This window comes from Salibacterium sp. K-3, assembly GCF_054052005.1.
This window is the reverse complement of the sequence record NZ_JBSVZE010000001.1, coordinates 688,181-713,164: the sequence shown is the minus strand read 5'-3', so window position 1 is coordinate 713,164 and position 24,984 is coordinate 688,181. Positions and strand designations below refer to the sequence as shown.

Here is a 24,984-nt window from a genome sequence, read left to right as displayed (position 1 = left end):
CCTTCCTTCTCCAGCCTATACTTATTGTCTTTTATGTCTAGTTCTCGGAATCCTGTGTTACTTCCGTACTTATCAGTTCTTCGTATTCACGGACCGTGTCAAAATTGCTGTCCTCAGATTCAACGTATCCTTCATGGGAATAAATGTCGCGGATAATTTCCCGTCCTTCGTCGCTTTTTCCGATTTCAATAAAGGCATCTGTTACCGCCTGCTTCATATCTTCATTGATTTCCGGACGGATAGTGACCGTGTCATTTGGAATTTTCTCTGTAAATTCAATAATACGGGTGTCTTCAAACACATTTTCATAATCTCCGGAAACGATATTACGGGCATCCTGGAACGTCACCGCAGCATCGACATCTCCATTAAGAAGGGAAATGACTGCCTGGTCGTGTCCTTTCAGCGTGACCGGCTCGACGTCATCAAGCGGGTGGATGCCTGCGTCCAGCAGTGTCGCTGCAGGCCAAACGAAGCCGGCGGACGACGTCACGTTCTGATAACCGATAGGGCGCCCTTCCAGATCTTCCACCGATTGGATGTCTGAATCTTCTCTAACGATGAAAATCGAGCGGTAGAAATCCACAAGCTCTTCTGTCGCTGAGCCATCATCATTTACACCGTAACGCTGGGACTGCAGAATGACTTCCGCTGCATCCTGTTCTTCAGCCAGTACGTAAGCAGTAGGAGGAAGAAAACCGACATCCACCTGATCAGAACCCATTGCTTCAACGATGGTGTTGTAATCCGTGGACACGCTGACACTCACGGGAATACCCAGTTCATCGCTTAACAGCCCTTCAAGCGGCTTGGCTTTCGCTTCAAGTGTATCTGCATTCTGAGACGGGACAAACTGGACGCTCAGCTCGTCCAGTTCTTCACCGGACGCTTCCGCTTCTTCTCCATTTCCTCCCGATCCTGTATCTTCACTGCCTCCGTCCCCGGAAGTATTTTCTCCGCCGCCTTCCCCGCAGGCAGCCATAAGGCCGAGAGAAAACAGTAAGGTAAAACCGGTACGTGTGAATTTTTTCATTTTTTTACCCCCATATTCATGTAGTCATCATACCTTTCAAAGGTAACAATCATTTGTAAACGGAGTATTATTATGGAATATTTTTTATGTGAAGTTTATTAATGATTTGTAAATTCCATTGGTTCCTCCATGTATGACAAAAATGTCTCGTCCACTTTTTTTCCCGCCTGCGCTTTTACTTGATGACGCAGGGCGCGCCATTTCCCTTCTCTGGAAGGATTATTTTTGGCCTGCTGTACATTTTCGGCTTTTTTCTCGAGCCGTTCCGCTGTTTTCGCGTCCTTAATGTAATCCTGTTTCTCTCCTAGTTCGATCAGTTCATCCAGCTGATCCAGGCTGAGCACCATGTCCACGGAGAATGAGCGTTGATCTGTCAATCCTGTTTCATCTTCAGCAGTAACAACGAGTTCGTATTCCCCCGGGGTAAGCTGCAGCGGCGAAATCATCGGGGCACCGTCCCATGTTTCTTCATTTATTTCACTTGTGACGGTGACAGCTCCTCCATCTTCATCTTTTACCTCGATCGGAATTTCTGCCGTTTCCGTAATATCAAATTCAGTTTCAGAAAGATCCATAATTTCCGGAGCGGTGCCGTACGATTCGATATCGTCCAATTGCAGTGGGAGAAGCTGGTACGTGTCACCGAAAATAGATGCTATACCGGATACCGATACCTGACTGCCCTCTTCAAACGTCGAAGTGAAATCTTCAAAGGCAATGCCTGTTCTGTTATCCACCCTTACTCTGGTAACACTCCCATCGACCTGAAGATCGAACTCAAACGCATTATAATATTCTTTTATATTTTCGATGGTCCCGCCTTCGATCGTGATCCTTTCTGCCTGGCTGCTTCCGTCAAGCCTGTCGACTGTCTCGTACTCCGGCAGATCTTCTGTGCCCTGTACCTCCATGGAAGAAATGTTCTCGATCTCTTTCATTCCCTGATAGGTTGTGAGACTTCCTGTCATCCGGACTTTCTGCCCTTTTTCGAAACTGCTGTCATGCTGGAATACATAAATCCCCGCAGTCTCATCCTGTAGATAGAAACCCTGTCCTCCGAACGTTCCGGGTTCGGAAGTAATAACACCTTCCACAGTTACCTCGTTCCCATCAGCTTTGTCACGGGCTTCGTGTATCGTTACCGGCTCTGAGTCACCGCCACCATTCCCACCATCTTCTCCAATCGTGATGGTGGTCGTATACAGGTTGTTTCCTGACTCCCGAAGACGGAGATTTGCCTGCCCTTCTGTTCCTTCCTGTATCTGCATGGTTAATTCTTTTACTGCTTTCCCGTTTTCATCTGCGGTGAGCGAAAATTCTCCGCTGTAGCCGTAACCGGAAGGCCAGCTGCCATCTTCATTCTGCACCTTTGCCACCTGCTGTCCACCGTCCAGATAGATGCCGGTGTCGTACCCCGATACCGTCTGTCCCGGATTCAGGCCGTCGACCTTTACCTGCAGGGTAAACGTTTCACCTGCCGGTACCATATCAGGGTACTCAAAGCCGTATTCCGGCTCCGGGATCGGATCTTCTTCTGCTCCGTATGCGCCGTTTGCAAAGGTGGATGGATCATACCACTCATATCCCGGATCAGGCTGGGACCACGGCTCCGGTTCCGGCTGCTCCGACTGTTCTGGAATTTCTTTTGACAGGAGCGGAGAAGGATCATCCAATGTAATATTCGTTTCATTGAATGTCTGGTAGTCTTCCTGCTCTGCCAGCCAGTCCACCATATTCAAGAGCAGCTCGGCATCATCGGCTTCCTGGAAACCATCATAGGTTGTTTTAGGATCCCCGGTTTGTTCATTGCGGTATTTTGGTGTAGCATCCTCGACCGGAGAAGAATCACCTATAAATGCTGCTTTGCCGTCCTGTTTTTTGGCAATCGCAGCAAAAGGCCCTTCTTCTTCTCCGCCGCCGTGATAAATACCTTCATCCACAGAAGGTCCCCACTTATCGCTTTCTGTCAATCCATCCGGAAGATATACGATGCCTTTGGCTTTTTCAGGATCGGTTACTGCTAACGTGGATCCGGCGTGCATCGCTGCTTCTTCCACCCCTTCGGTGATGCCGAATGTTTCCTCCGGTGTTTCAATCTGATCAGCTGTCACGGTTCCCGGAGCGTTATATCGAAAGCGAATACCGAATTCATCGGCGAGCCAGTCCGAGCTTTCCACTCCTTCCATAGCTTCCGAGGAGACCTCGTCTTCTTCCATTCCTTTGGTTGGATTATCATAGGCACCGCGCCGGTAACCGTTCATAATTTCCGAGGAATCCCAGCGGTTTAGATTCCGGTCTGCATTATAGTGATCCGAGATGAAAAAGATGCTTCCCCCGTTTTCTGTGTATTCAGCCATCGCTTCCTGTTCTCCGCTTTTAAACGGAATATTTGCTTCCGGGATGATAAACACGTCATATGGTTCCAGATCGTCGATACTAATCGGTTCACTCTGGCGGAGCTCGTCCACTGCATATCCGTTATCCGCAATCCCTTCGGCAAAATCAGAAAATGCCCCGTCTATTACCCAGTCTGCCTGACCTGCCGTCTGCCCGTGTGTGTTATCAAACAAAACAGACTGGCCGTTCGGGTTTTCCGGTTCCAAAGAAGGTGCGGGATCCTCCGGCCCCTCTGCATTGATCAATTCCGGCAGCAGCATCATGCTGAAAGCCAGCGATCCACAAGCAACCCATTTTCTCCCTTTTCTCGGCATTATTTTTCCTCCTTAATCATATTTCTTCCAACATCCAGTGTAGAAAAAAAATGTGTAGGCAGTATGAATAAAACATTAAGTTTTCTTTTAGACGGTGGAAAATGGATGGTGGGTGAAGTAAAGTAAATGAATGACACTTTTTTCTGTTTTCTATTCATCCTTTCAACCTGGAGGTATTTCTATTGTCTTTTACCGGGAACCTTTTACAAATCGCTGTGTTCGATCTGGACGGGACCTTATATGAGGACACCAGCCATTTCAGATATTACGCGGAGCGGCTGGCAGAAAAGCTGCCGGCGGAGAAACAGCCTTCATTCTGGAGAGATTATGAAAAGATGCTGGAGGGAGATCACCCGGTGGCAGTCGGGAGGGTATATGATGCACAGAACGATTACGTGCTGGAAGTAGACCCGGCATCGTATGTTGTTACAAGGATATGGACCTGGGAAGGGAAAGAAACGGAGAATAAGGATACCTACACCTCTCCGGTTACCTTCGATTTCGATTCCATGATAGCAGTCGGAGACGGGTGGTGGCTGCCGGCCGCGGCGGCAAAGCATCACGGGACCGGTTCGACCCGGGACGCGTATCAAAAGACAAAAGCTTTTATGCAGACGGAGGATTTTCAGTTTGCAGAAGACTTGTCACGCCGCGCTTCGATCGAAAAGCTAGGGAATCAGATGCATCTGGTACTGTTAACCAATTCCGAAGCCGGAGACGTGAAACAGCTGCTTAGGACATTGGACTTGGAAGATGTATTTGACGAAGTGATACCGGGAGCGGCAAAGCCGGCCCGTACCGAAGCGCACTTCCGCTCAATTCTGCAAACATATGAAGCGGCACCGGAAGAGGTCGTTTCCATCGGCGACAATTATCTGAATGATATTGTCCCGGCCGAAAACCTGGGCATGGCATCCGTTCTGATTGACCCGCAGGGCAGAACCCCGGTTCGTCCCGGAACCGAACGAATTTCCACCCTGCACGAACTCTTTCCGCTTCTCGATAGATAGCCGGGAGTTGATGACGTTTCAACACTGCTTTCCAGAGTAAAAGGAGTCATAAAAGGTTCATAGAGACAGATGGGAGCAGCCGATAGAGGAAAACGTAAGGATGATTCATTCATACTTACGTCTTTTTAGAGAAGAAAGGGAAAAGGGAATCATAAACCATTCCATGTAACGTTTTCTTCCTTTCACCAATGTAAAATGGAACAAAGAGCTGGAACCAAAAACGCTTCCGGCAATCTATTGTGATCACCGGAAGCATCTCTTCTTCAATCCCTGCCATAGCAAGGGTTGAAGATTTATGATTTTGCGTTTAGCACGTCGTGATCGACATAACGTTCGCCGTTCATTTCGGTAAGTACGTTGATGGCCTTTTTGGCACCGTCTCCGGAGGTAATAATCGTATGAACACTTACCCCGGCGGCTGTGCCTGCAGCCCAGACGCCTTCCACACTTGTTTTGCCCCGTTCATCGGTATCAATAATCGACTTGATTTTGGGTTCTGTTCCTTCTGTCGTTTTCATACCGGAGGCCTCCGCCAGTTTCGTATTGCCGCCGGTTGTCAAAATAACGTGAACCGCTTCGTACTCACCGTCATCGGTTTCCACTTTCACCCTCTGATTATCGTTTTTTTCCACCTTGGTTACGTGCTTATCAACAAACTCCGCACCAAACTTCTCTGCCTGCTTCCGGCCCGTTTTCAGCAGTTCAGGACCTTCGATTTCCGGAGCGCCGTAGTGATTTTCCACCCACGCCGCTTTCGTCATGCTCTGATCATTATCCAGAACAAGCGTCGATTTTCCGGCTTTCGCTGTGAAAATAGCGGCACTGGCACCGGCCGGTCCGCCGCCGATAATAATTACGTCGTACATTACGAAGTCCTCCTTTATGCTGTTCCTTCCACCTGTTTGTGTACCCGTTTCTTTCTATGATGAATCCTGTTTTTTATTTTTCTGTTCGACATGTTTCTGCAAATGAAAGTCATGAACAAGCCGAATCGTGGGACGCACCATCAATTGAAAACTTCCGATCACAAACAACCAGATCCCGATGGATTTCAGCGATTCGGAAAAGAAGAAAAAACTCCCGATAAAAAACCATAAACCAAGCAGAAAATCATTTACCGTATTCAGCACCGTGTATTTTTTCTGAAAGAAAAATTCAAACCGTCCAAGTGTGATATCTACGAAATTTTCCTGAGACTTGTTTTTTCCCATCGTCTCCTGTCCTCCTATACGTGATATATATATATCAGCTTTTCCCAACCCGTACAGCTTTCCAAACATGAAGCAGCATGACCGGACAGGCTGCATCTGAAAATGTCCACTACACAATTTTAGTGGACATCATCTAAAAAGGTGGTGCTTAGATTGTCCGGTATTTATAGGTTCCAGACATTTAAGGGAAAAAGAGAACATATTGTGGTTCCTATCCTGAAGTTATAGACACTTTACTCCCAAAAGTGTCTATAAGGGCATTCCGGGAAGCAGCTCTCTGGCATTAAATAACTCCCCGATCGCTGCCATCGGGGAGTTATCTGGATAAGGAGACACATGGGCGTTAGCTTCATGGCGAAAATCAGTCCAGTCGGAGGAAAACCGGCTGTATAAAAAGGAGGAATTATCATGTTCACCAGAAGAAGGGGCTTACATGCTCGCGTCTCCTTATCAAAAAGGGGGACAGGATAGTGAATGTGTATGTCTGCTATCCTTATACTGTTATCATAAGATATTCGTGTGTCAGCATGATGTCAGAATGATATTTTTTTCATTTTTGTCTGCTTCATGGTAGACTTCATGGCAGGGAGGGATACGATGATTTCACCTGAAAACATTTATGACAAACTCGGCACGGGAATAGAAGCCGAAGCATTTCTTGACAGCATGAACCGCCGGTACCGCGAAACCCTTGATGGATGGTACGAACTGTTTACATGGAATGAACACGATGCCTCCGCACTCACACCGCTTCAGAACCGGGAGGACCTTCATTGCGCCATCCTCGCCGGTGACTGGTGCGGAGATGTCCACCGCAATCTCGGCCCCATTCTGGAAGTCATGAAGCAGGCCGGTATTCCGGTAGAGCTGTTTATTATGGAAAAACACGACGACCTGATGGAACACTTTTTAACGATGGGAGGACGTTCCGTACCGAAAGTCATCATCACCAATAACGAAGGGGATGTTCTGTTCACGTGGGGACCACGCCCGGCCTATGTGCAGGAACCGATGGCCGCGTATAAGCGCAGCCGCTTTGAACCCGGCGATCCACAGGCCGACGAAGCAAAGAAAGCGGCGTATGAAGGCATCCAGGCACGGTACGGCAGTGGAAGCGGCTATCAAAAGCTTGTTGTATATGAATTGACAAACCAGCTGCTGCAGCTGTAACCGGACGCCGTCTTCACGCTTGATCCTTCGACAGTTCAAGGGTGAAGACGGTTTTTCCTTCTCTGCTTTCCATCAGGACAAGATCGCCGTTCATGCTTCTTGCGATCATTTTACTGAAAGGCAGACCGAGACCGAGGCCGTGACTGTTGTATTTTTTATTTTCCCCCCGGAAAAACCGTTCAAATATCAAATGCTGTTCTTCTGCTGAAATGCCGGGTCCGTTATCTACGATATCAACACCGGCTGTTTCAGCATCTTTCTCATAAAGCATCACATCAATATAACCTGTCCCGTTCAGCGCCTGCTTTGCATTGTTCAACAGATTTACGATGATCTGCTGAAGTCTCATGGAATCAACGCTTACATACACGGGATCTTCCAGCAGATGCAGGGACACCTCGAGGGTCTCTTCGTCATTCGCCACTTCCCATTGATGAATAATTTCGGTTAGCAGTGTGTTCAGATTATATTCCTCCGCCGATATCGGAACCGTGTGCGCAGAAAATGAATTAAATTCCAGAAGGTCCGCCACCATCGTTTTCATCCGGTTCGCTTCATTCAGTGATACATCCAGAAATTCTTTCGCTTCTTCCCCGCTGACCACATCGTCCCGGACAGCCTGGATCAATCCCGTCATGGACGTTACCGGAGTCTTCAACTCATGGGTGACGCCTGCCAGAAGCTCCGAGCGGAGTTTTTCCAGTTCCTGCAGCCGTCCTGACATCTCCCGGAAAGAATGCACGAGTTCATGTACTTCCCGCTCTTTGATATTTGCCGGAAGAGTGAAATCATAATCCTGTTCCTGCACGTGCCGGGCCGCTGCCGCCACATCCTGGATCGGTCTCGACAGTCTCTTCGAAAGAACATAGATTACCGCCCATCCAATCAAGGCAAGCGATACGAGCATAATCGCGAGCAGGCGGAACTCTTCATTCATCTGGGCAAGCTGACCGGTCGACTGTATAATAACCACCCAGCCGGCGATACCACTTTCCCCCTCAATCGGGGTTTTCACCAGGTAGGAAGATTCTCCGGACGCCAGCTGGATGCGCTGGACGCTATTATTATTTTCCAATATACTCACCGGAAAAATGTCAAAAGTGAACGGATTCCGCTCAAACGGATTCGACAGAATTCTCCCGCTCCGGTCCACAATATAAATAATAGGATCGAGTTCTGTATCCACAATATTCTGCCGCTGTTCGATGTAGTCAAAAATGCCCTCCTGCGGCACCATCTCTCCCGACCGTGATTCGACAAACCGGTCGGAAATTTCCTGGCCGAGGTATTTGGTCATATCCAGACGGTGCTCAAGATTGGTCTGCCTCAGCCATAATACCGATACGATACCGACAACAATCAATCCGAGCACCAACGTGATCAAATAGCGGGTCGTCCAGTACCGAAGAAGAGAAATTTTCGTACCTTTATTATTCATAAACACAGAATTGATACCCCAATCCCCGCAGCGTCTTTATTTCTCCTTCGGATTCCGGCCAGTTCTGCAGGGATTTACGGATACGTTTGATGGAAAGGTCCACAGCACGGTCACTTCCTTCATAATCCATTCCCCACACCCGCTCGATCAGCTGCTCGCGGTCAAAGGTCTGGTTCGGATGCCGGGCAAGAAACAACAGCAGTGATAAGTCCCGAGGTGTCAACGGCACATCGACCCCGTTCAGCTTCACCGTATGGGCTTTCTGATTGATGGTCAGGCTGCCGTAATGATTGACTTCCTCTTCCTGCAGCACCGATCCCGATCGGCGCAGAACTGCTTTTGCCCTGGCAACAACTTCGCTGGAATCAAAAGGCTTGCTGATATAATCATCCGCACCGCCTTCCAGGCCTTTCAAACGGTAATTGACATCTCCAAGGGCGGTCAGCATAATGACCGGAACCGCGGACTCCTCCCGGATGGCCTCGAGAATGCTCCATCCGTCCTGTCCGGGAAGCATCACATCTACAATGGCCAGATCCGGTCTGTGTTCCCGGAATGCCGGCATCGCTTCATCACCATGCAGAATGGAAATGACTTCGTATCCTTCTTTCTGAAAATAAGCCTGCAGCACTTTGCTGATAGCCGGTTCATCTTCTATGATCAGTATTTTCTGCATAACAGGTCACTCCTTGCCACTATTATATAAGATATGGAGAAGAGAAAGCCATCTATACAAAAGAAATCCCTGATGATACGCATCAGGGATTTCTATATTTAAAAGGGGGGTCAATGAAAAAAGTCAGCTGCTTTATCGCTTTGCCGGCTGCTGCGTGCCGGCGGGGGAGTGCGGAATGCTGGGGGACATTCCGCTTCTCTCTTTTCCGGTTTTTCAGCTCCATGCATGCAAGGGGTAAACATGATGGTATGCTTCAAAAGGGGAAAAACTTCCCGTATGCATATTTTTCGCGGCTTCAACCTAAAGCCTCTTGGCTGCGTTTTACTATAACAGAGTTTCATCACTCAAAGGGGGGAGATAATCCTTTAAAGCTGATGGTTCCGTATCTGTCTGCTGCTCTTTTTCTCTTACTTCATGGACAAGGTCTGACATGTTTTTGTCCCGGATATTGATGCCGAGTTCAACGGCTCGTTCCGTCAGAACGGCTTCCCGGACTTCAGCGGTCAAGGTGTCGAGGTCTTTTCCGAGCGCTGCAATCCCCAACTCTTTGGCCCGCTGTTTTACGGCTACTTCTTTTACTTCGTGCGAAAGTTCATAAATATCCTTGTTTTCTGTGTCAATGCCAAGTACTTCCGCGTAGTGTTCGAGGTCTTCTGTCTTCATGGATCGTCTGGTCTGGTACGCAGTCTGGCTTTCATCTGCTTGTTGAGAAAAGCCGGTTTCTTCGAGTGAAGCCTGATCGCTGGTTACTGAATCGGCGGCGGTGGTGTTCTCCGCTTCTGCCATTCCCGGCGCTGCACCTATCAAGCCGATAGATAATACAGATGCCAGTAAATAGTTGCCTTGTTTATTCCACAGCACCTCGCTTCCCTCCTGAATGTCATCTTCGTGACCGGTTCCGTGCCGATCACATTTTTTACTTTAAGAGAATAAGATGTCAGCTGAATGTCAGCCAAACATTTCTTTTAAAATTTTTTCGGAGAGCTATTGAAACTGTGAGGGGATGCTTTGCAGATCGATGCCCCAAACCGCCGGCAGATAAAGATTCACTGCCAGCACAATAAGAATGATAGCGAGAACGTTGAGCCAGAATCCGTTTTTAACCATCTGTATGATTTTCAGTTTTCCGGTACCGAATATAATGGCGTTCGGCGGCGTCCCGACCGGAAGCATAAACGCACAGTTGGCTGCCATCGCGCAAGGTACCATTAACGCATATGGATGGATGTTCAGCGCCACGGCAAGGGAAGCCACAACAGGCAGAATCATTGTTCCGGTTGCCGTGTTGGAGGTGATTTCCGTCAGGAAAAGCACAAGTGCTGTAGAAATCAATACAATCAGAACAAAGTTCGCTCCTTGAAGCACCGTCAGCTGCTCCGCCATCCAGTTGGACAAACCTGTGTTTTCGAAACCGGACGCAATCGCGAGACCGCCCCCGAACAGAAGCAGAATACCCCATGGGATATCTTTGGAATCTTTCCATTCGAGTACCTTTGTTTCTTCCGGATGTACAGATGGAATAGAAAAGAGCAGCAGGGCAGCCGTTACAGCAATCATACCGTCACTGATGCCCGGAAGCATTTCCTGCCAAATGAATGATCTTGTGATCCACATAAAAGCGGCGAAAACAAATACACCGAGTACGGCTTTTTCTTCCATACCGATGCGGCCGAGTGCCGATTTCTCCTGTTTGATAAGGTCCCGTCCTCCGGGAAGGTATGTCATGCTGATCGGATATACGATTTTCGTTAAATAAATCCAGGCGCTGATTAACAGGATAATGACGACTGGAACAGCATAGGCCATCCATCCGGCAAACGAAATCTCCACACCGTAAAGTTCTTCCACGGTACCGGCCAGAAGGCTGTTCGGCGGCGTTCCGATCAGCGTACCGAGGCCGCCGATCGTTCCGGCATACCCGATACCGAAAATGATTGCTTTTTCAAATTTTTTCAGATCGGTTTCTTTGTTTTCCTGTTTCAGGGCTTCCGTCACTTGATAGACAATCGCCATGCCGATCGGGATCATCATCATCGTAGACGCCGTATTCGACACCCACATCGAGATAAACGCCGTGGCTGTCATAAAGCCGAGGATAATACGGTTCGTGCTTGTTCCTATCAAATCAATAATGTTCAATGCCATTCGTTTATGAAGGTTCCATTTTTCCATCGCAGCGGCGATAAAGAAACCGCCCAGAAATAAAAAGATAATATCATTGCCGTAAGAAGACACTACAGTATCGACATCCACAGCTCCAAAGAGCGGAAGCAGTATAATCGGCAGCAGAGATGTGGCCGGAATCGGCACCGCCTCTGTAATCCACCACGTGGCAATCCAGAGTGTGGCAGCCAGTACCGTTTGAGCCTCTGCGTTCAGATCTTCCGGTTGAAAAAACAGCATCGCAAGCACAAAAAGCAACGGCCCGAGAACGAGGCCGACGAGCTGAGGTGTTGTGTAGGCGGGTTTTCCATTGTTATCTCCTGAACCTCCGCCATTTCCACCGGTGTTTCCGGTACCTCCGGAATCAGCCGGGTTGTTTTCGTTCCGACCTTCGGATGCACTTGCTGCTTCCCGGATACTGGAAAAGGTAAGCAGCTTTTTTGTTTTTGTATGCGAGTTCCACAATCCCTTCCAGACAGATACGGCGTTTTGATTGGACAATGTCGGTTCCTCCTCTTCTGCAAACGCTTTCTATACCGTTTAATATATATGTCATAACGAATTACGTATACCTTAATTAAGTAACCTAACCTTTTAATAAATAAAAAAAGCAGGAGCTGTTTCAAAAAAGAACAGCTCCTTCAATGCAGGTTCTTCAACATTTCCAATTGATCCGGGGAAACTTGGTACTGGTGGATCGGGCGTCCGGCGGATTGATACCTGATATCCGCTTCCATGAACCCCCTCTCCGCCAGAAAATGAAGGTACTTGCGGACCGATACCTGCGAAATACCTGCTGCTTCTGCAATATCTGCTGCCGTAAAAGGGGAGGAAACCGCCAGTACGGCTTCTGTAATGCGCGACAGCGTCAACGACGTTAATCCTTTTGGCAGCTCGGCTGCCACCGCGGAATGCTCCGAATCATGCAGAAGAAAAGGATCCAGGTCTTTTTGGGACACCTGATTTTCCTGCTGCATCATCTTCTGCTGACGGTGGTATCGTCTCAGCGCTTCCTGCAGCCGCTCGAATTCAAAAGGCTTGATAAGATAATCCACCGCGCCGTAACGCAGCGCCGTCTGGACCGATTTATTATCATCTGCCGCGGTGATAACGATCACATCCACCGGCGTATCGTTTTTGCGGAGGTCCCGCAGCATATCCAGGCCGCTCGTCTGCTCCATGTAAACATCAAGCAGTATCAGATCGACCTCCTGCTGTGCCAGAAACGTCCACGCCTGATCAACATTTTCCACGACACCGGCCGTCTCAAATCCTTCCACTTTCTCTGCATACATCCGGTTAAACTTCGCTACCATCGGATCATCTTCTACGATCAAGATTCGGATCATATCTCTCCCCCCTCATAGGGAATGGTTACTTCCACCGTCGTTCCTTCCCCTTTTTCGGAGAACCATTCCATCTCTCCGCCAAGATGCTTCATGCTTCTTTGGACCAGCTCCATTCCATGTCCCCGATCTGCTCCTTTCGTTGAAAAGCCCGGGTGGAGAAGCTGCTCTTTTTCAGCAGGCGTCATTCCTTTTCCATTATCCCGGACAGCCAAATAAAAGATGCCGTCCAAATGGTTGATGGTAAGCCGAATATTTCCGCCCTCCCGTTCACGAACTGCTTCCACGGCATTATCAAACAGATTGCCGATCACCGTAATCAGTCCATCCATCCGCTCCGTATGCTGTAAAACAGGAAGGGGCTCCTCCCCAAGCAGTTCCACATCAATTTCCTCTCCGCGCGCAGCATTGATCTTGTTCAATAGAAAACCGGCCAGCACCGGATCTTTCACCAGTCTGGAAACGGAACCGACTTCCTGCTGCCAGGACTGAGAAATGCCGCTTATATAATCTTTTAATTCCTCGTAGGATTCTGTATGGATCATGGCGGAAATCACATGAAGTTTATTCATGAATTCATGCGTCTGGGCACGCAGCTTGCCGGCATAATATTTTGCCCCCGTTAATTGTTCCACAAGGGACGTCAATTCCGTTTTTTCCCGGAACGTCGCAATCGCCCCGGCGGTCCGGTTTTCCACCAGCACCGGCATCCGGTTCACAATAACAGCATGGCCGCGAAACATGATTTCCTGGTCATATTCCCCCTGGCGGCGTTCAAGCACGTCCTTAAGCCCGAACTCCGGCATAACAGAGGCGGCAGGCAGATGAAGCGGGTCGGTTGTCACACCGGTACGATAAAAAAATGCTTTCGCAGCATCATTTACAATAATAATGTCTCCATTCGTATGAACGGCAATAATGCCTTCCCGTACCGAGGAAAGCATCGCTTCTCTTTCTTTTAAAAGATGTGCGATTTCACGCGGCTCCATCCCGTACATCGTCTGTTTAATCCTGCGGGCAAGCCAAAACGCTCCGGCCAGTCCAATCAGCAGCCCTGCACCGGAACCGATATAGACCATTTTCTGCCGGTCCATGATGACACTTTCGACATTGTCCAGCAGAATTCCGACGGAGACGACGCCGATCTGCTGTCCGTCTCCATTTTCAATCGGTACGAACGAGCGCAGAGATTCTCCGAGTGTTCCTTCAGCGGTTGATGTATACGTTTCTCCATCAAAAGCGCGGTCTTCATCATTGCCGACAAAATATTGGCCGATTCGTTCTTCCACTGGATGGGAACGGCGGATATGATCCATGTTCATGACGACAATATAGGCAACCCCTGTGTCTTCCTGTACATTTTCAGTATACTGCTGTATGCTGCGGCCTGTTTCTTCCCCCTGAAGCTCCTCCCGGACAACAGCGGAACGGGCAGCAGCATGAGCAATATCCATCGTTTTTTCCACCTGCGCCTGGCGTGCATGGCTTGCAGCATCTCTGCCGATGAGCACACCGGTCACACATAACGCCGTTACCAGCACAAGCGACAGAAGAAGGGTGATCCATGTCTGCAGCTGGAGCGGCCTTTTCCGTTTAAATCTATGTATCATATGGATTCGTTCCTTTTATTTTTTCCAGGCAAAAACACCTGCTGCCCCATAACAGAAGGTGTTTTTCATCCGCTGAAGACTGTTTGCGTTTCATCCTTTTTCCGTATGTTTCTTTCTGGACTCCAGAAACTTCTGAAACTCTTCTTTGCTGACATTGGATGACATCGCCTCCTGGACTACTTCCAGCCATTTTTCATCCAGTTCTGCAGCTTCCTCTTCTTCGGTTTTTGGTCCTACAAGATCATCTATTTTTACATCAAGTACTTCTGCGATCCGTTCCATATAGTCCACAGATGGATAACGCCATTTGTTATCTTCAATATCATGAAGGTACTGTAAGGATATCCGGGTGCGCGATGCCAGCTCATCCAGCGTCATCTCTCTTTTCATCCGGAAGCGGACGACTCGTTCTCCGATCATGGGAAGTCCTCCTTTGCTCTCTACTTTATCATGAAAGCAGGGACAGGTGTATCTCCCTCCGTCCAAATAAGCAGTTACATCGGCTTGTCTTTAAAAAACAGGGAATAGAATCACAACTTTTTCAGCATTTATTACAAACATGTTACATGATAATATGTATTTGAAATGGAGATTTTGACCAGAACATGGACAGATCTTGAATCTTTAAAGGAGGGATGACGGTGAACGAAGACAAGCCCTATGTGGAACTTTTGATGTCCTCTTCCAACCCGCACATCAGTTTTTTATCTTTATCCCAGACCATTCTCGACCAAGATGACGTCACGACATGCACCAAAAAGCACACTCTTCAAAAAGTCGTTGACGCCTACGAAGAAATCTGCCGGCACCCATACCGCTCATTCTCATAACTTGCTCTTATTTACAGTATTACCCTTATGAGTGAAAACCCAACCTTCTTTCAAAAGGTTGGGTTTATTATACCATATCCTATTTTACAAGCACGGTTTTGATTGAGGTGAAGAATTCTTTGGCCGCTTCCCCCTGCTCTCTGGAATGGGAGCTGGAGTTTTTCATTCCTCCGAACGGAGCCTGCAGTTCCACTCCTGCACTTTCGGCGTTTATACGGACGAGGCCGGCTTCGATATCTTCCATAAAGGAAAGAAAATGCTGGATGTTTGTTGTAAAAATAGAAGCACTCAGCCCGTATTCCGTGTCATTAGCCATATCAATAGCTTCTTCTGTCGTTTCGGCTTTCATCAGAGCGAGCACCGGTCCGAATATTTCTTCACGGGCAATCGTCATATCGGCCCCCACCTTGTCAAAAACAGCCGGAGTAACATAATATCCCTGCTCTTCCGGAAAGGTTTTTCCTCCGATAAGCAGCTCCGCCCCTTCTTCTCTTCCTTTTTCAATATAGGAAGTAACCGTACGGAACTGGCTTTCACTGGCACATGGTCCCATCCAGCTGTCTTCGTTCATGCCGTCTCCGACTTTAATGTCTCCCACTTTCTCAAGAAGCTTTTCTTTAAAACGATCATATACACCGCTCTGTACGATCACCCGGCTGGTCGCGGTGCATTTCTGTCCTGTGGATTTCAGTCCGCCGCTTATAACGGCGTCCACCGCCAAGTCCAGATCAGCGTCTTCGGTCACAATCACCGGATTTTTCCCGCCCATTTCCAGTTGATATTTGGCTCCTCTGGCAAGAGCGGTCTGCCCGATACCACGTCCGACTTCCTCCGAACCTGTAAAGGTGATGCCGTTTACTTCCGGATGTTCAGCCAGCCCCTGTCCAATAACGGATCCGCTTCCTGTCACAAAATTCAGTACGCCGTCTGGAAAACCGGCTTCCGCCATGCATTCCATCACTTTTGCCGCGGTCACCGCCGATTCCTGAGCCGGTTTAAAGACTACCGTATTCCCGTACACGAGAGCCGGAGCGATTTTCCAGACGGGAATGGCAACAGGGAAGTTCCACGGCGTAATAACGCCGACGACACCTAGAGGCGTGCGGTCGGTAAACATCAACGCGTCCTGATCAGTGGACGGGATGACATCCCCCGTTTTACGCATGCCTTCCCCGGCATAATAGCGCAGAATCTGCACACCGCGCATCGTTTCCCCCTTTGCTTCCGGATAGGTTTTGCCCATCTCCCTTGTCATCGTTTCGGCAATTTCTTCGAGACGGGCTTCCAGAAGGTCGGCTGCTTTATACAGAATGTTGCCCCTTGCCGGATCCGCCATCTTCCTCCAGCCCTTTTTGGCAGAAACGGCTGCCTGTACCGCTTTATTCAGAGTTTCTCTGCCGGACAGGGTATAGTAACCGACTATTTCTTCCGGTTGAGCCGGATTGATGCTCGCTTTCGTTTCCTCCTGCGTGTCTTCCCACACGCCGTTAATGAAATTGGTGTACGTCTCTTCTGTAGTGATTGTCATGAAAAAGCCTCCTTACGATTTTGTCTGAGCCGTACGGTCCTGCAGCTGGTGTACAGTCACGTCATTCCAGCTTAAATCCGGCAGGGAATACTGCCCGACTTTTGCTTCATCAAGTTCTATACCGAGTCCCGGTACTTCCCGGTCCGGTGTCAGAAGATAACCGTTTTCGTACCGCACTTTTTCTTTTACCACATCATCGACATACAATTCGGGACCGGTCGGATCCGATGTATAGTCCAGGTTCGTCATCGTGCTGCCAAGGTGGGCCATGGCTGCGGTGCCGATCGACAGCTCCTGCGTCGTACCGAGCAGGCAGCTTTTCTTTGCGGTATCGGCTGCTGCGATCGCTTTTTTCGCACTTGTCAGACCACCGATAAAAATCGGTGAAACATTGAAAATATCAACGGATTCCTGTTTGATCATTTCAAACTGCTGGCGGAAACTCCACACATGTTCACTGACGGGAAGGTCCCCTTTATGGCGGAAATGGCGCAGGCCGTCGAAGTCATTCTGATAGGCCGGGCTTTCCACCAGTTCCACTGGATAGCTGGAGAGTCTTTTTACAATCCGGGCCGCTTCTTTCCAGTCCAGAAGATGGCTGAAATCAAGAGATTTAATCGTAACACGGGAGCCGAATTCCTTATGGACCGCAGACAGAAACGCCTCATCGGCCTCCACATTTTTGCCCGCGTAGAGACGGAAGACATCAAACCCTTCGGCAAGCCGCTGTCTTACGACCTCCAGGTTGTCTTCCACTTCTTCCATAAAACGATGGCGGAAAATTGGATAACAGACTTTGATTTCCTCGTGGTATCTGCCGCCGATCAGATCTGCAACCGAGACACCGAGATACTTTCCGCACAGGTCATGGAGAGCGTTATCAATGCCGTTCCGGATGAAGCTTCCTTTCTCGTAGTAATACATCGCTTCCGGAAAATTATCGAGCAGTTCCTTGTTGATCAGCGCCAGATCAAATGGATTCTTTCCGACCAGAATCTGCTCCAGCACCCGCTTCAGATCCTGTACATCCGGAGCATAACGCGGCAGATGGGAGAAATCAGACATTTCACCGATCCCTGTCACTCCTTCGTCGGTGTGAAGCCGGACGATGATATGTTTGTTGACAAAGCCGGTATGGCGGGGAACACCGACAACCGTTAATGTTACATCTGTCAGTTTCATAGACGCACCCTTTCTGAATATAGGATTAGACGTTCTGAAATACTTCCCGGCTGAGCTGCCATTCCTCGAGCAGTTCCGCCACTTCCTGATTTTCCTCCGGGGTCAGTTCAGAGACAGGCTCTCTCGTTGGACCTGCCGGAAAATCGAGCATCTGCAGAGCTTCTTTGATCACAACGACATTATTTCCGGCGTTGTGGCGGGCGCGCAGATCTTCAAACGGAACCATCTTCTCCCACAGTTCCCAGACTCCCGGCCAGTTCTGACGCCATAGTTCCTCCAGCAGTTCAAACGACACTTCCGGGTATAAGTTAACGAGACCGGAAGTAAATCCTTCCGCACCGGCTGCCCAGAAATACGGGGCCCATTTTTCGGCTGTTCCACATACCCAGGTCACACCGTGTTCGACCGGTGTTTCCCGGACAATCTTTGTGAACCGCGGGAGATCATTCACGGCATACTTCACCCCGGCGAGCTGCGGAAGCGGTGTCAATTCTTTCAGCACCTTATCTCCGAGATCCGGATTTTTGAAATAGATTACCGCCGGCATATCCACCGTTTCGATGATCCGGCGGAAATATTCGGCCGTTCCTGCTTCGTTCATATAGGGGTGGATCGGCATGTGGATCAGCACCGCATCCGCACCGGCCCGTTTCGCATTAAGTCCCATATCTATGGCGGTATCCACCGAATAGCCGATTCCCGCAATCACCATGGCTCGGCCATTTGTCCATTCGGTCACTCTCCGGTTTTCCTCTTTTGCTTCCTCCACGGTCAGGGAATAAAATTCGCCGGTGTTGCCGCACGGTACAATGACCTCCAGGTTTTTTTCCAGAAGAAACTCCACATTCCGTTTCAAAACATCCCAGTCAATGGAAAGATCCTTACGAAACGGGGTAATATTAATAGAGGAAATCGTTTTCAATTTTTCCGATACTGTTTTGGCCTCCATGTTATTCTCCTCTCCTCCGCTTTTCCTGTTTCATGACATGATCCAGGGTCCGCAGAATATGATTTTTCATTTCCTTCTCCGCGGTTTCAGGATCATGGTTTTCGATCGCCTGAAATACACGCCAGTGTTCAGACAACCCTTCTTCCTGTTCCTTTCCCTGCTGCAGCGCCAGCTTACGGAACGCACGGTCAAAGGCGGACACCGTATTCCACGTCTGTTCCAGCATAGGGCTTCTGGCATAACGGATGACCATCTCGTGAAACAACGTGTTCTCCTGAACCATTTCCTCGACCTGCTGCTCCCGCTGCATGTCATCCATGCGCTGAAGCTGCTGTTTCAGTGTCCGTTTTTCTTCATCGGTCATTTTTTCAGCTGCCAGCTTTGCACATAATCCTTCCACCGAAGCCCGAAGCATCAAAATCTCTTCTATGGAAGTATCTGCCATGTCCGATACGAACGTTCCCTTTCGCGGAACCGTGACGACCAGCCCTTCATACTCAAGCGTCCGGAATGCTTCTTTGACCGGTGTGGTGCTGATATTCATTTTTTCGGCTATCTGTCTTTCCCGGATCGGCTCCCCGGTCTGATAATACCCCATCACGACCGCTTCCCGGATCGTATCGACGGCCAGCTGACGAAGGGATTGAATGTTGGTTGTACGTGATGAAAAAAAACGCTCGAGCTCCGCATCCATGTTCTCCACCTCCTTGATATCTGATATATCAGTTAATCATACTATAAAGCCGTATGGAACATTTGTCAACGATCCATACGGCTTTTTTCTCATTACAACGGTACGGCCACCGGCTTTCTCTTCCGGAAGAAATGCCATTCTCTCCAGCCGAACGACTTCAGGTGCTCCCGTACCTTTTCCAGATCATCGCCGATCCGCTCAGGATCATGGCTGTCGGAGCCGAGAGTAACCGGTATATTATAAAAGTGGGCCCGCTCCAGAATATCATCGGACGGGTACCATCCCCCGCATTCTTTCATTTTGCCGGAAGTGTTGATTTCGATCGCCGTGCCCTCTTCCCCGATCACTTTCAACGCCTGATCCACTTTGTCCGTCGGCACATCGGAAATTCCCGGAAAATATCCTTTAATGGCATCAATATGACCGAGTACATCAAACATTCCGCTTTTTGCCGATTTTTCGATCAACCGGTAATATTCTTCTTTCACATCAAGGATTTCTTTTTCTCCGAGACCGCTCCAGCGGTTTTTATCAAAAATATTAATGCCGTTCACAAAATGAACCGATCCGATGACATAATCCATCGGGTGCGCCTCGTACACACTTCGATACGCTTGCTCAGAAGCTTCAAAGTAATCAGATTCCACTCCGATCAGAACTTCAATCTTGTCTTTATATTTTTCCTGCAGCTGCCGGACTTCCTGTACATAGCCGGGGAAGTCGCTTTTGGCCATTGTCAGACCGGGATAGGGATGATCATCTTCCATCCCGAAATACGGAGAATGGTCGGAAATCCCGACGGCTCCGAGCCCCTGTTCCAGCGCCGCCTGGATATAGTCTTCAATGTCGCCGCGGGCATGGCCGCAGCGGTAGTGATGCGTATGCAGGTCAAACTTCATGTCTCTCCCACTCCTTCTCCCTGTTTCTTTAAGCATAGCATATAAAAAGGATGTCCGGCAGACATTCACTTTTCTTATCCCCATTAGCGGAACACACGTCCGAACATTGTTTTAAATTAGCAGTGCACACAGGTATAATAAAATTATTGACCATCCATTCCAAAATTGATACAGTACTACCTAAGGAGGTGAAAGTGAGATGGCAAGACCGAAGGAGTTTGATGAGACACAGGTCCTCGACCGAGCAGTAGATATTTTCTGGGAATTGGGTTATGAGGGCACTTCTGTTCAGGTTCTGCTTAAACATCTGGGCATCGGCCGGCAAAGTCTTTACGACACTTACGGGGGGAAACGTGACCTGTTTTTTTCCGCTCTGAAACACTATGACCGTCAACACGATATCGTTGACATTCTTGAAAAAACCGACTCAGGAAAAGAGGCCATTATTCGTGCTTTTGATCAATTGATACAAACTGTTACTGATGAAAAGCCATCAAAGGGATGTTTTATGGTAAATACTGCAGTGGAACTGGCACCTCATGATCCGGAGGTCTCGAAATTTATTGAAAATAGGGGAGAAAGAACGGAACTCGCCTTTCAACATGCGTTGATCCGTGCTCAAGAACAGGGGGAACTGAGTAGACGCCATCAAGATCTCAAGGCGACTGCCCGATTCCTGAACAGTGCTAGGAATGGAGTGGTGGTGACTTCCAAAAATACTCCTGATCGGAACGTGCTGCAAGATATCGTCCGCGTGACTCTGTCCATCTTCGAATAAATAGTACTAAACGTAAGGAAGGTTCATTTCTAAATTTTTGCTTTTTTTGGACCGATTGGTCAATAATAATAGGAGGACAGTGGCAGGGGTTGAAGTGCGCTGAAAAATATTAATTTGAAAGGATAAGTGATTATGCAAGTTTCGCTGAAAGATAAAGTGGCGGTTGTAACTGGAGGAAGCCGCGGGATAGGACTATCTATTGTAAAAGCAATGTCTTCTGCAGGAGCAAGGGTTGCAGCTTCTACTCGTAAGCCGACGGATGAATTGACAAATATTTCTAAAACCGCATCGGTGTTACCCGTTATTTCAGATGCAGTAACGAAAGAGGGGGCGCAGAAGCTTATAGATGAGACAATTGCAAAATACGGGAAGATTGACATACTGGTTAACAACATAGGTGCCCTGGGTCAACGGGATGCAGGATTTTTAGAAATAACAGATAATGAATGGGAAAATATGCTCGATGCCAATTTAATGAGCGTTGTGCGTACTACTCGCACAGCTTTGCCTCTCTTAACAAAACAAGGCGGTTCGGTTATTAATATCTCTACTATGAATGCAACCATGCCGAATCCGTCCATTATTGCCTACAGTGCCATAAAAGCTGCAGTAACGAATCTTTCTAAAAATCTTGCCGAAGCATATGGCCCAAAAGGAGTTCGTGTCAATACGGTTGCGCCGGGCCCAACACGAACATCAATGTGGGAAGACGTACCCGGTGACTTAGATGAACTGGCTAAAAATATTGGCATCACGCTAGAACGATTTGCGGAACCGAGTGAAGTTGCAAATCTTGTGGTTTTCCTGGCCTCCAATCGCGCTGAGATGATCACAGGGGCCGATTACATTATCGATGGAGGCCTGGTAAAAACTGTTCATTAAATAAACTTTAATTAGAAGAGTCAGTCGGCCAAAAGAAAGGAGCTTATTATTTTTTGTTTAATTTGGACCGATTGTTCAAAAATGTTTTTAAAAAGTGAAACTTCCATCAGCAGGGGGTTTTTATCACATAGGGATGGGTAATTAAACCAATCCGGATGTTCGACGTCCGTTATCTTCCGCATACGGGAAGCGGAAGTTTCGCAGACGCTTGGCACCGAGACAAAAAGGGGGGTCTCAAATGCCTTTCGCTATCTACGTATTAGGTTTCACGATATTTTCCATGACGACTTCGGAATTTATGGTTGCCGGGATGATGCCCTCCCTTTCGGAGGCATTAGGTGTATCGGTTCCGGCGATCGGATACCTGATTTCTGCCTACGCTGCGGGCATGATCGCAGGCGGTCCGTTGTTAACATTCGGACTTTTAAAGGTTCCGCGCAAACAGGCCTTTCTGGCACTAGTTACAGTTTTTCTTGTCGGTCAGACCCTGGGTGCGTCAGCCTTCAGCTATGAGGTGATGATGGCTGCACGGGTGCTGACTGGCATTGCTTCCTCTGCTTGCTTCGGTGTTTCCCTTGCCATCTGTTTTAACCTTGTTGATTCCCAGTCACGTGGACGGGCAGCTTCCATCGTTCTTGGTGGTTTAATGGTCGCCACTGCAATAGGCCTGCCTGCGGCAGCGTTGTTCGACCAATACTTCGGATGGCGGGCCAGTTTCTGGGCTGTTGATGTTCTGGTTCTTCTGTCAGGGTTGGTTGGCTTTTTGGCTGTACCTTCATCGCCAAGACCAGAATCGATACGCATTCGAGGGGAACTGGCGGCTTTCAGGAACCGGCACTTATGGGCTGCCTATACTACCAGCATGTTAATCATTGGTGCTACATTTGCTGCCTTCAGTTACTTTTCACCGATTCTCACCAATCTCACGGGCTTTGCCGCTTCGACAGTTCCATTCCTTTTGGGTATCTATGGAGTAGCAGCCATTACTGGTAATATCATCACCGGCAGGCTTGCCGACCATTATACGATGTCTGTTTTGGTCTCCGGACTGGTCACGCTAACCGGTGCATTGGTTATTTTCGCCCTCTTTCCTCACAATTCGACCATTACAATCATTGCTATTACCTTAGTTGGCCTGGCGGGGGTACCGATGAACCCCGCTATGGCAACCCGTGTAATGCTCGCAGGTAACACCGGATCATTGGTGAACACCGTTCATACCTCTGTCATCAACCTTGGAGTCGTTCTCGGTTCCTCCATGGGTGGATTAACCATCGATGCTGGATATGGCCTCGTATCCCCTTTGTGGATTGGTGCTCTATTGGCGGTTCTCGGTTTGCTTTCCTTGCTGCCCGTCTTGCGCAGCAAGCTCTAAACAGGATCTAAAAAAGTTAAACAGAGCAGTCGGCTAGAACAGCCGGCTGCTTTGTGTGCAGCCAGTAGAGGAGCAGGACACCCCTCTTCTTGAAGCAGGATACCCGGGTTGGGTGCCGAAGGCGAAATTACGGAAAGCCCGAGGTTTGAAGCCCTGAAGCTACAAAAAACAGCCTCGGTTACCGCTCCGACAGCCTATCTTTATGAGGAGCGCGCCCTGGATACGGAAAGCCTTGAAATCAGTTTTAACACCAGGCTTCCTGTCGTTATCGAAAAAGAGGATGCCCGAATTTGAGAAGGCTGCCCCAAAACCCCGGGCTGGCCTGAAGATAAGGACACCTTCCACTTCATTATGTCCGTCCTAGAAGGGAAAGAGACAAAGCAACTTAGAAATAAAAATAAAATGTCTTTAACCGGGAAATTAAGAACAAAATATAAAGCCGGGGGTTGGAAATTGTCTAGTATCCCTGTATTGTGGACATTTTTCCATCGCAGATGCCTCTCCTACCCCAACATTTACGGCGCTACCTCCCTAATCTACTAATTTCGGGCCGGAAGCGGGCAGGGTTGTACTTAGAAGTTAATCGACCGGAGGAAGTTCTGTTTTTGCAATTTTTTCATCGAGCGCTTCATAGTCGTGATACCCGATGATGTCATACAATTCTTCTCTTGTCTGCATGTCGTCGAGTCTTCCTTTTTGGGTGCCGGTGTCCTGGATTTCTTGAAAGACTCGCTCGACGGCTTTTGCTGCGGCCCGGAGGGAAGTGACCGGATAGATTACCATTCGGTAGCCCCACTTTTCAAACTGCTCGGCTGTAAAATAAGGAGTCCGTCCAAATTCCGTCATATTGGCCAGCAGTGGAGCATCGACCCGCTCTTTCACATACTGGAACTCGTTTTCCGAGGTTAAGGCTTCCGGAAATATCCCATCCGCTCCGGCGGCTGCATAGCGTTTTGCCCTGGCTGCAGCCTCGTTAATCCCTTCTACTCCTTTGGCGTCTGTTCGTGCAATGACGGCAAGTGTAGGAGCAACTTCCTTTATCATTCGGATTTTATTTTCCATTTCTGCTGCTTCTATTAAGGTTTTTCCATTTAAATGCCCGCACTTTTTGGGGAGGGCCTGGTCCTCGATTTGGACGGCTGCCACGCCTGCTTCTATCATTTCCCGTGCTGTGCGCGCAGCATGCAGAACCCCTCCAAAGCCGGTGTCGATATCGACCAGCAAGGGGAGTTTAGCGGCGCGGACGATATCCCGGGCCCGGTCCGCGAGTTCGGTGGAGTAGACGATCCCCAGGTCCGGCAGGCCGCGGCTTGCTGTATAAGCGGCGCCAGACAAATACATGGCGTCAAATCCTGTTTTTTTCGCCAGCAGGGCTGCCATGCTGTCATGAACCCCGGGGAGTTTCAGGATGTTATTCTGCTGCATCCGCTGCTTGAATACCTGAGCCAGCTGTTCCTGCGGGACTGGCTGCTCTACATACCAACTCAACGTACATTCCT

24 protein-coding genes are annotated in these 24,984 nt (G+C 48.7%); 7 read left to right on the top strand and 17 right to left on the bottom strand.

All coding sequences use genetic code 11. From position 1 onward, the window contains the following. Positions 1-37: 37 nt before the first annotated feature. Together ACW9JV_RS03305 and ACW9JV_RS03300 are read right to left on the bottom strand one after the other, a co-directional pair. The gene (locus ACW9JV_RS03305; protein ID WP_457331328.1) at positions 38-1,033 is read right to left on the bottom strand and encodes a phosphate/phosphite/phosphonate ABC transporter substrate-binding protein; all 996 of its coding nucleotides are present in this window, start codon (positions 1,031-1,033) and stop codon (positions 38-40) included. 98 nt (positions 1,034-1,131) lie between these two features. Then, positions 1,132-3,744 carry an endonuclease gene (locus tag ACW9JV_RS03300; RefSeq protein ID WP_457331326.1) on the bottom strand — a complete coding sequence of 871 codons (2,613 nt, stop codon included), beginning with the start codon at positions 3,742-3,744 and terminating at the stop codon, positions 1,132-1,134. 182 nt (positions 3,745-3,926) lie between these two features. On the opposite strand from ACW9JV_RS03300, the gene ACW9JV_RS03295 reads away from it, so the two are divergent. Further along, complete coding sequence (locus tag ACW9JV_RS03295; RefSeq protein WP_457331324.1) at positions 3,927-4,754, top strand: HAD family hydrolase; 828 nt, start codon at positions 3,927-3,929, stop codon at positions 4,752-4,754. A 293-nt stretch (positions 4,755-5,047) separates the two neighbouring features. On the opposite strand, the gene ACW9JV_RS03290 is transcribed toward ACW9JV_RS03295, so the two are convergent. Both ACW9JV_RS03290 and ACW9JV_RS03285 read right to left on the bottom strand, forming a co-directional pair. After that, a complete protein-coding gene (locus ACW9JV_RS03290; RefSeq protein ID WP_457331322.1) occupies positions 5,048-5,620 on the bottom strand; it encodes an FAD-dependent oxidoreductase in 573 nt (190 codons plus the stop codon). 54 nt (positions 5,621-5,674) lie between these two features. Then, positions 5,675-5,965, bottom strand: coding sequence for a YrhK family protein (locus tag ACW9JV_RS03285; RefSeq protein WP_457331320.1), 291 nt, complete (start codon positions 5,963-5,965; stop codon positions 5,675-5,677). 597 nt (positions 5,966-6,562) lie between these two features. On the opposite strand from ACW9JV_RS03285, the gene ACW9JV_RS03280 reads away from it, so the two are divergent. Continuing rightward, the gene (locus ACW9JV_RS03280) at positions 6,563-7,135 is read left to right on the top strand and encodes a thioredoxin family protein (protein ID WP_457331318.1); all 573 of its coding nucleotides are present in this window, start codon (positions 6,563-6,565) and stop codon (positions 7,133-7,135) included. Positions 7,136-7,148: 13 nt separating this feature from the next. Here ACW9JV_RS03280 and ACW9JV_RS03275 read toward each other — a convergent pair whose 3' ends face one another. The 7 genes from ACW9JV_RS03275 to ACW9JV_RS03245 form a co-directional block, all read right to left on the bottom strand. Next, positions 7,149-8,573 (bottom strand): HAMP domain-containing sensor histidine kinase, encoded by a 1,425-nt coding sequence (locus ACW9JV_RS03275; protein ID WP_457334549.1) that lies wholly within the window; start codon positions 8,571-8,573, stop codon positions 7,149-7,151. Then, positions 8,566-9,249 (bottom strand): response regulator, encoded by a 684-nt coding sequence (locus ACW9JV_RS03270; RefSeq protein ID WP_457331316.1) that lies wholly within the window; start codon positions 9,247-9,249, stop codon positions 8,566-8,568. Before ACW9JV_RS03270 ends, ACW9JV_RS03275 begins: the two co-directional genes overlap by 8 nt. A 324-nt stretch (positions 9,250-9,573) precedes the next feature. Continuing rightward, a complete protein-coding gene (locus tag ACW9JV_RS03265) occupies positions 9,574-10,110 on the bottom strand; it encodes a hypothetical protein (protein WP_457331314.1) in 537 nt (178 codons plus the stop codon). A gap of 123 nt (positions 10,111-10,233) precedes the next feature. Then, positions 10,234-11,913: an SLC13 family permease gene (locus ACW9JV_RS03260; protein ID WP_457331312.1), complete on the bottom strand. Its 1,680-nt coding sequence runs from the start codon at positions 11,911-11,913 to the stop codon at positions 10,234-10,236. A gap of 140 nt (positions 11,914-12,053) precedes the next feature. Beyond that, positions 12,054-12,761 carry a response regulator gene (locus tag ACW9JV_RS03255; protein WP_457331310.1) on the bottom strand — a complete coding sequence of 236 codons (708 nt, stop codon included), beginning with the start codon at positions 12,759-12,761 and terminating at the stop codon, positions 12,054-12,056. Continuing rightward, the gene (dcuS, locus tag ACW9JV_RS03250; protein ID WP_457331308.1) at positions 12,758-14,368 is read right to left on the bottom strand and encodes a DcuS/MalK family sensor histidine kinase; all 1,611 of its coding nucleotides are present in this window, start codon (positions 14,366-14,368) and stop codon (positions 12,758-12,760) included. The genes ACW9JV_RS03255 and dcuS overlap by 4 nt, the downstream gene beginning before the upstream one ends. A gap of 90 nt (positions 14,369-14,458) precedes the next feature. Continuing rightward, a complete protein-coding gene (locus ACW9JV_RS03245) occupies positions 14,459-14,788 on the bottom strand; it encodes a helix-turn-helix domain-containing protein (protein WP_457331305.1) in 330 nt (109 codons plus the stop codon). A 221-nt stretch (positions 14,789-15,009) separates the two neighbouring features. Between ACW9JV_RS03245 and ACW9JV_RS03240 the strand changes: the two genes are divergently transcribed. After that, the gene (locus ACW9JV_RS03240) at positions 15,010-15,198 is read left to right on the top strand and encodes a hypothetical protein (RefSeq protein ID WP_457331303.1); all 189 of its coding nucleotides are present in this window, start codon (positions 15,010-15,012) and stop codon (positions 15,196-15,198) included. 79 nt (positions 15,199-15,277) lie between these two features. Here the strand turns inward: ACW9JV_RS03240 and gucD are convergent, their stop codons facing one another. The 5 genes from gucD to ACW9JV_RS03215 all read right to left on the bottom strand — a co-directional run bounded on the left by gucD (position 15,278) and on the right by ACW9JV_RS03215 (position 20,450). Then, positions 15,278-16,726, bottom strand: a complete 1,449-nt coding sequence (gucD, locus tag ACW9JV_RS03235) for an alpha-ketoglutaric semialdehyde dehydrogenase GucD (RefSeq protein WP_457331301.1) — start codon at positions 16,724-16,726, stop codon at positions 15,278-15,280. A gap of 12 nt (positions 16,727-16,738) precedes the next feature. Continuing rightward, on the bottom strand, positions 16,739-17,908 hold the full coding sequence (locus ACW9JV_RS03230) for a mandelate racemase/muconate lactonizing enzyme family protein (RefSeq protein WP_457331299.1): 1,170 nt from the start codon (positions 17,906-17,908) through the stop codon (positions 16,739-16,741). A 25-nt stretch (positions 17,909-17,933) separates the two neighbouring features. Continuing rightward, positions 17,934-18,857: a dihydrodipicolinate synthase family protein gene (locus tag ACW9JV_RS03225; RefSeq protein WP_457331297.1), complete on the bottom strand. Its 924-nt coding sequence runs from the start codon at positions 18,855-18,857 to the stop codon at positions 17,934-17,936. A 1-nt stretch (position 18,858) separates the two neighbouring features. Beyond that, on the bottom strand, positions 18,859-19,551 hold the full coding sequence (locus ACW9JV_RS03220; protein WP_457331295.1) for a GntR family transcriptional regulator: 693 nt from the start codon (positions 19,549-19,551) through the stop codon (positions 18,859-18,861). Between the two features lie 92 nt (positions 19,552-19,643). After that, positions 19,644-20,450, bottom strand: a complete 807-nt coding sequence (locus tag ACW9JV_RS03215) for a histidinol-phosphatase (protein ID WP_457331293.1) — start codon at positions 20,448-20,450, stop codon at positions 19,644-19,646. Positions 20,451-20,649: 199 nt separating this feature from the next. On the opposite strand from ACW9JV_RS03215, the gene ACW9JV_RS03210 reads away from it, so the two are divergent. From ACW9JV_RS03210 to ACW9JV_RS03195, 4 genes are all read left to right on the top strand, one after another. Further along, complete coding sequence (locus ACW9JV_RS03210) at positions 20,650-21,228, top strand: TetR/AcrR family transcriptional regulator (RefSeq protein ID WP_457331291.1); 579 nt, start codon at positions 20,650-20,652, stop codon at positions 21,226-21,228. A gap of 132 nt (positions 21,229-21,360) precedes the next feature. Beyond that, a complete protein-coding gene (locus ACW9JV_RS03205) occupies positions 21,361-22,110 on the top strand; it encodes an SDR family NAD(P)-dependent oxidoreductase (protein WP_457331289.1) in 750 nt (249 codons plus the stop codon). Between the two features lie 238 nt (positions 22,111-22,348). After that, entirely contained in the window at positions 22,349-23,485 is a 1,137-nt protein-coding gene (locus ACW9JV_RS03200; RefSeq protein ID WP_457331287.1) for an MFS transporter, read from the top strand. A 108-nt stretch (positions 23,486-23,593) separates the two neighbouring features. Continuing rightward, positions 23,594-23,779 carry a hypothetical protein gene (locus ACW9JV_RS03195; protein WP_457331285.1) on the top strand — a complete coding sequence of 62 codons (186 nt, stop codon included), beginning with the start codon at positions 23,594-23,596 and terminating at the stop codon, positions 23,777-23,779. Between the two features lie 285 nt (positions 23,780-24,064). Here the strand turns inward: ACW9JV_RS03195 and prpB are convergent, their stop codons facing one another. Next, positions 24,065-24,973, bottom strand: coding sequence for a methylisocitrate lyase (gene prpB / locus ACW9JV_RS03190; protein WP_457331283.1), 909 nt, complete (start codon positions 24,971-24,973; stop codon positions 24,065-24,067). Positions 24,974-24,984 lie beyond the last annotated feature (11 nt).

What these genes read in the sequence shown, in the direction of transcription:
- ACW9JV_RS03210 (WP_457331291.1), top strand. Translation starts at nt 20,650, where the DNA reads ATGGCAAGACCGAAGGAGTTTGATGAGACACAGGTCCTCGACCGAGCA.
- ACW9JV_RS03255 (WP_457331310.1), bottom strand. Translation starts at nt 12,761, where the DNA reads ATGATCCGAATCTTGATCGTAGAAGATGATCCGATGGTAGCGAAGTTT.
- ACW9JV_RS03290 (WP_457331322.1), bottom strand. Translation starts at nt 5,620, where the DNA reads ATGTACGACGTAATTATTATCGGCGGCGGACCGGCCGGTGCCAGTGCC.
- ACW9JV_RS03205 (WP_457331289.1), top strand. Translation starts at nt 21,361, where the DNA reads ATGCAAGTTTCGCTGAAAGATAAAGTGGCGGTTGTAACTGGAGGAAGC.
- ACW9JV_RS03285 (WP_457331320.1), bottom strand. Translation starts at nt 5,965, where the DNA reads ATGGGAAAAAACAAGTCTCAGGAAAATTTCGTAGATATCACACTTGGA.
- gucD (WP_457331301.1), bottom strand. Translation starts at nt 16,726, where the DNA reads ATGACAATCACTACAGAAGAGACGTACACCAATTTCATTAACGGCGTG.
- ACW9JV_RS03230 (WP_457331299.1), bottom strand. Translation starts at nt 17,908, where the DNA reads ATGAAACTGACAGATGTAACATTAACGGTTGTCGGTGTTCCCCGCCAT.
- ACW9JV_RS03225 (WP_457331297.1), bottom strand. Translation starts at nt 18,857, where the DNA reads ATGGAGGCCAAAACAGTATCGGAAAAATTGAAAACGATTTCCTCTATT.
- ACW9JV_RS03275 (WP_457334549.1), bottom strand. Translation starts at nt 8,573, where the DNA reads ATGAATAATAAAGGTACGAAAATTTCTCTTCTTCGGTACTGGACGACC.
- ACW9JV_RS03300 (WP_457331326.1), bottom strand. Translation starts at nt 3,744, where the DNA reads ATGCCGAGAAAAGGGAGAAAATGGGTTGCTTGTGGATCGCTGGCTTTC.
- ACW9JV_RS03280 (WP_457331318.1), top strand. Translation starts at nt 6,563, where the DNA reads ATGATTTCACCTGAAAACATTTATGACAAACTCGGCACGGGAATAGAA.
- ACW9JV_RS03200 (WP_457331287.1), top strand. Translation starts at nt 22,349, where the DNA reads ATGCCTTTCGCTATCTACGTATTAGGTTTCACGATATTTTCCATGACG.
- ACW9JV_RS03215 (WP_457331293.1), bottom strand. Translation starts at nt 20,450, where the DNA reads ATGAAGTTTGACCTGCATACGCATCACTACCGCTGCGGCCATGCCCGC.
- ACW9JV_RS03220 (WP_457331295.1), bottom strand. Translation starts at nt 19,551, where the DNA reads ATGGATGCGGAGCTCGAGCGTTTTTTTTCATCACGTACAACCAACATT.
- ACW9JV_RS03270 (WP_457331316.1), bottom strand. Translation starts at nt 9,249, where the DNA reads ATGCAGAAAATACTGATCATAGAAGATGAACCGGCTATCAGCAAAGTG.
- ACW9JV_RS03245 (WP_457331305.1), bottom strand. Translation starts at nt 14,788, where the DNA reads ATGATCGGAGAACGAGTCGTCCGCTTCCGGATGAAAAGAGAGATGACG.
- ACW9JV_RS03305 (WP_457331328.1), bottom strand. Translation starts at nt 1,033, where the DNA reads ATGAAAAAATTCACACGTACCGGTTTTACCTTACTGTTTTCTCTCGGC.
- dcuS (WP_457331308.1), bottom strand. Translation starts at nt 14,368, where the DNA reads ATGATACATAGATTTAAACGGAAAAGGCCGCTCCAGCTGCAGACATGG.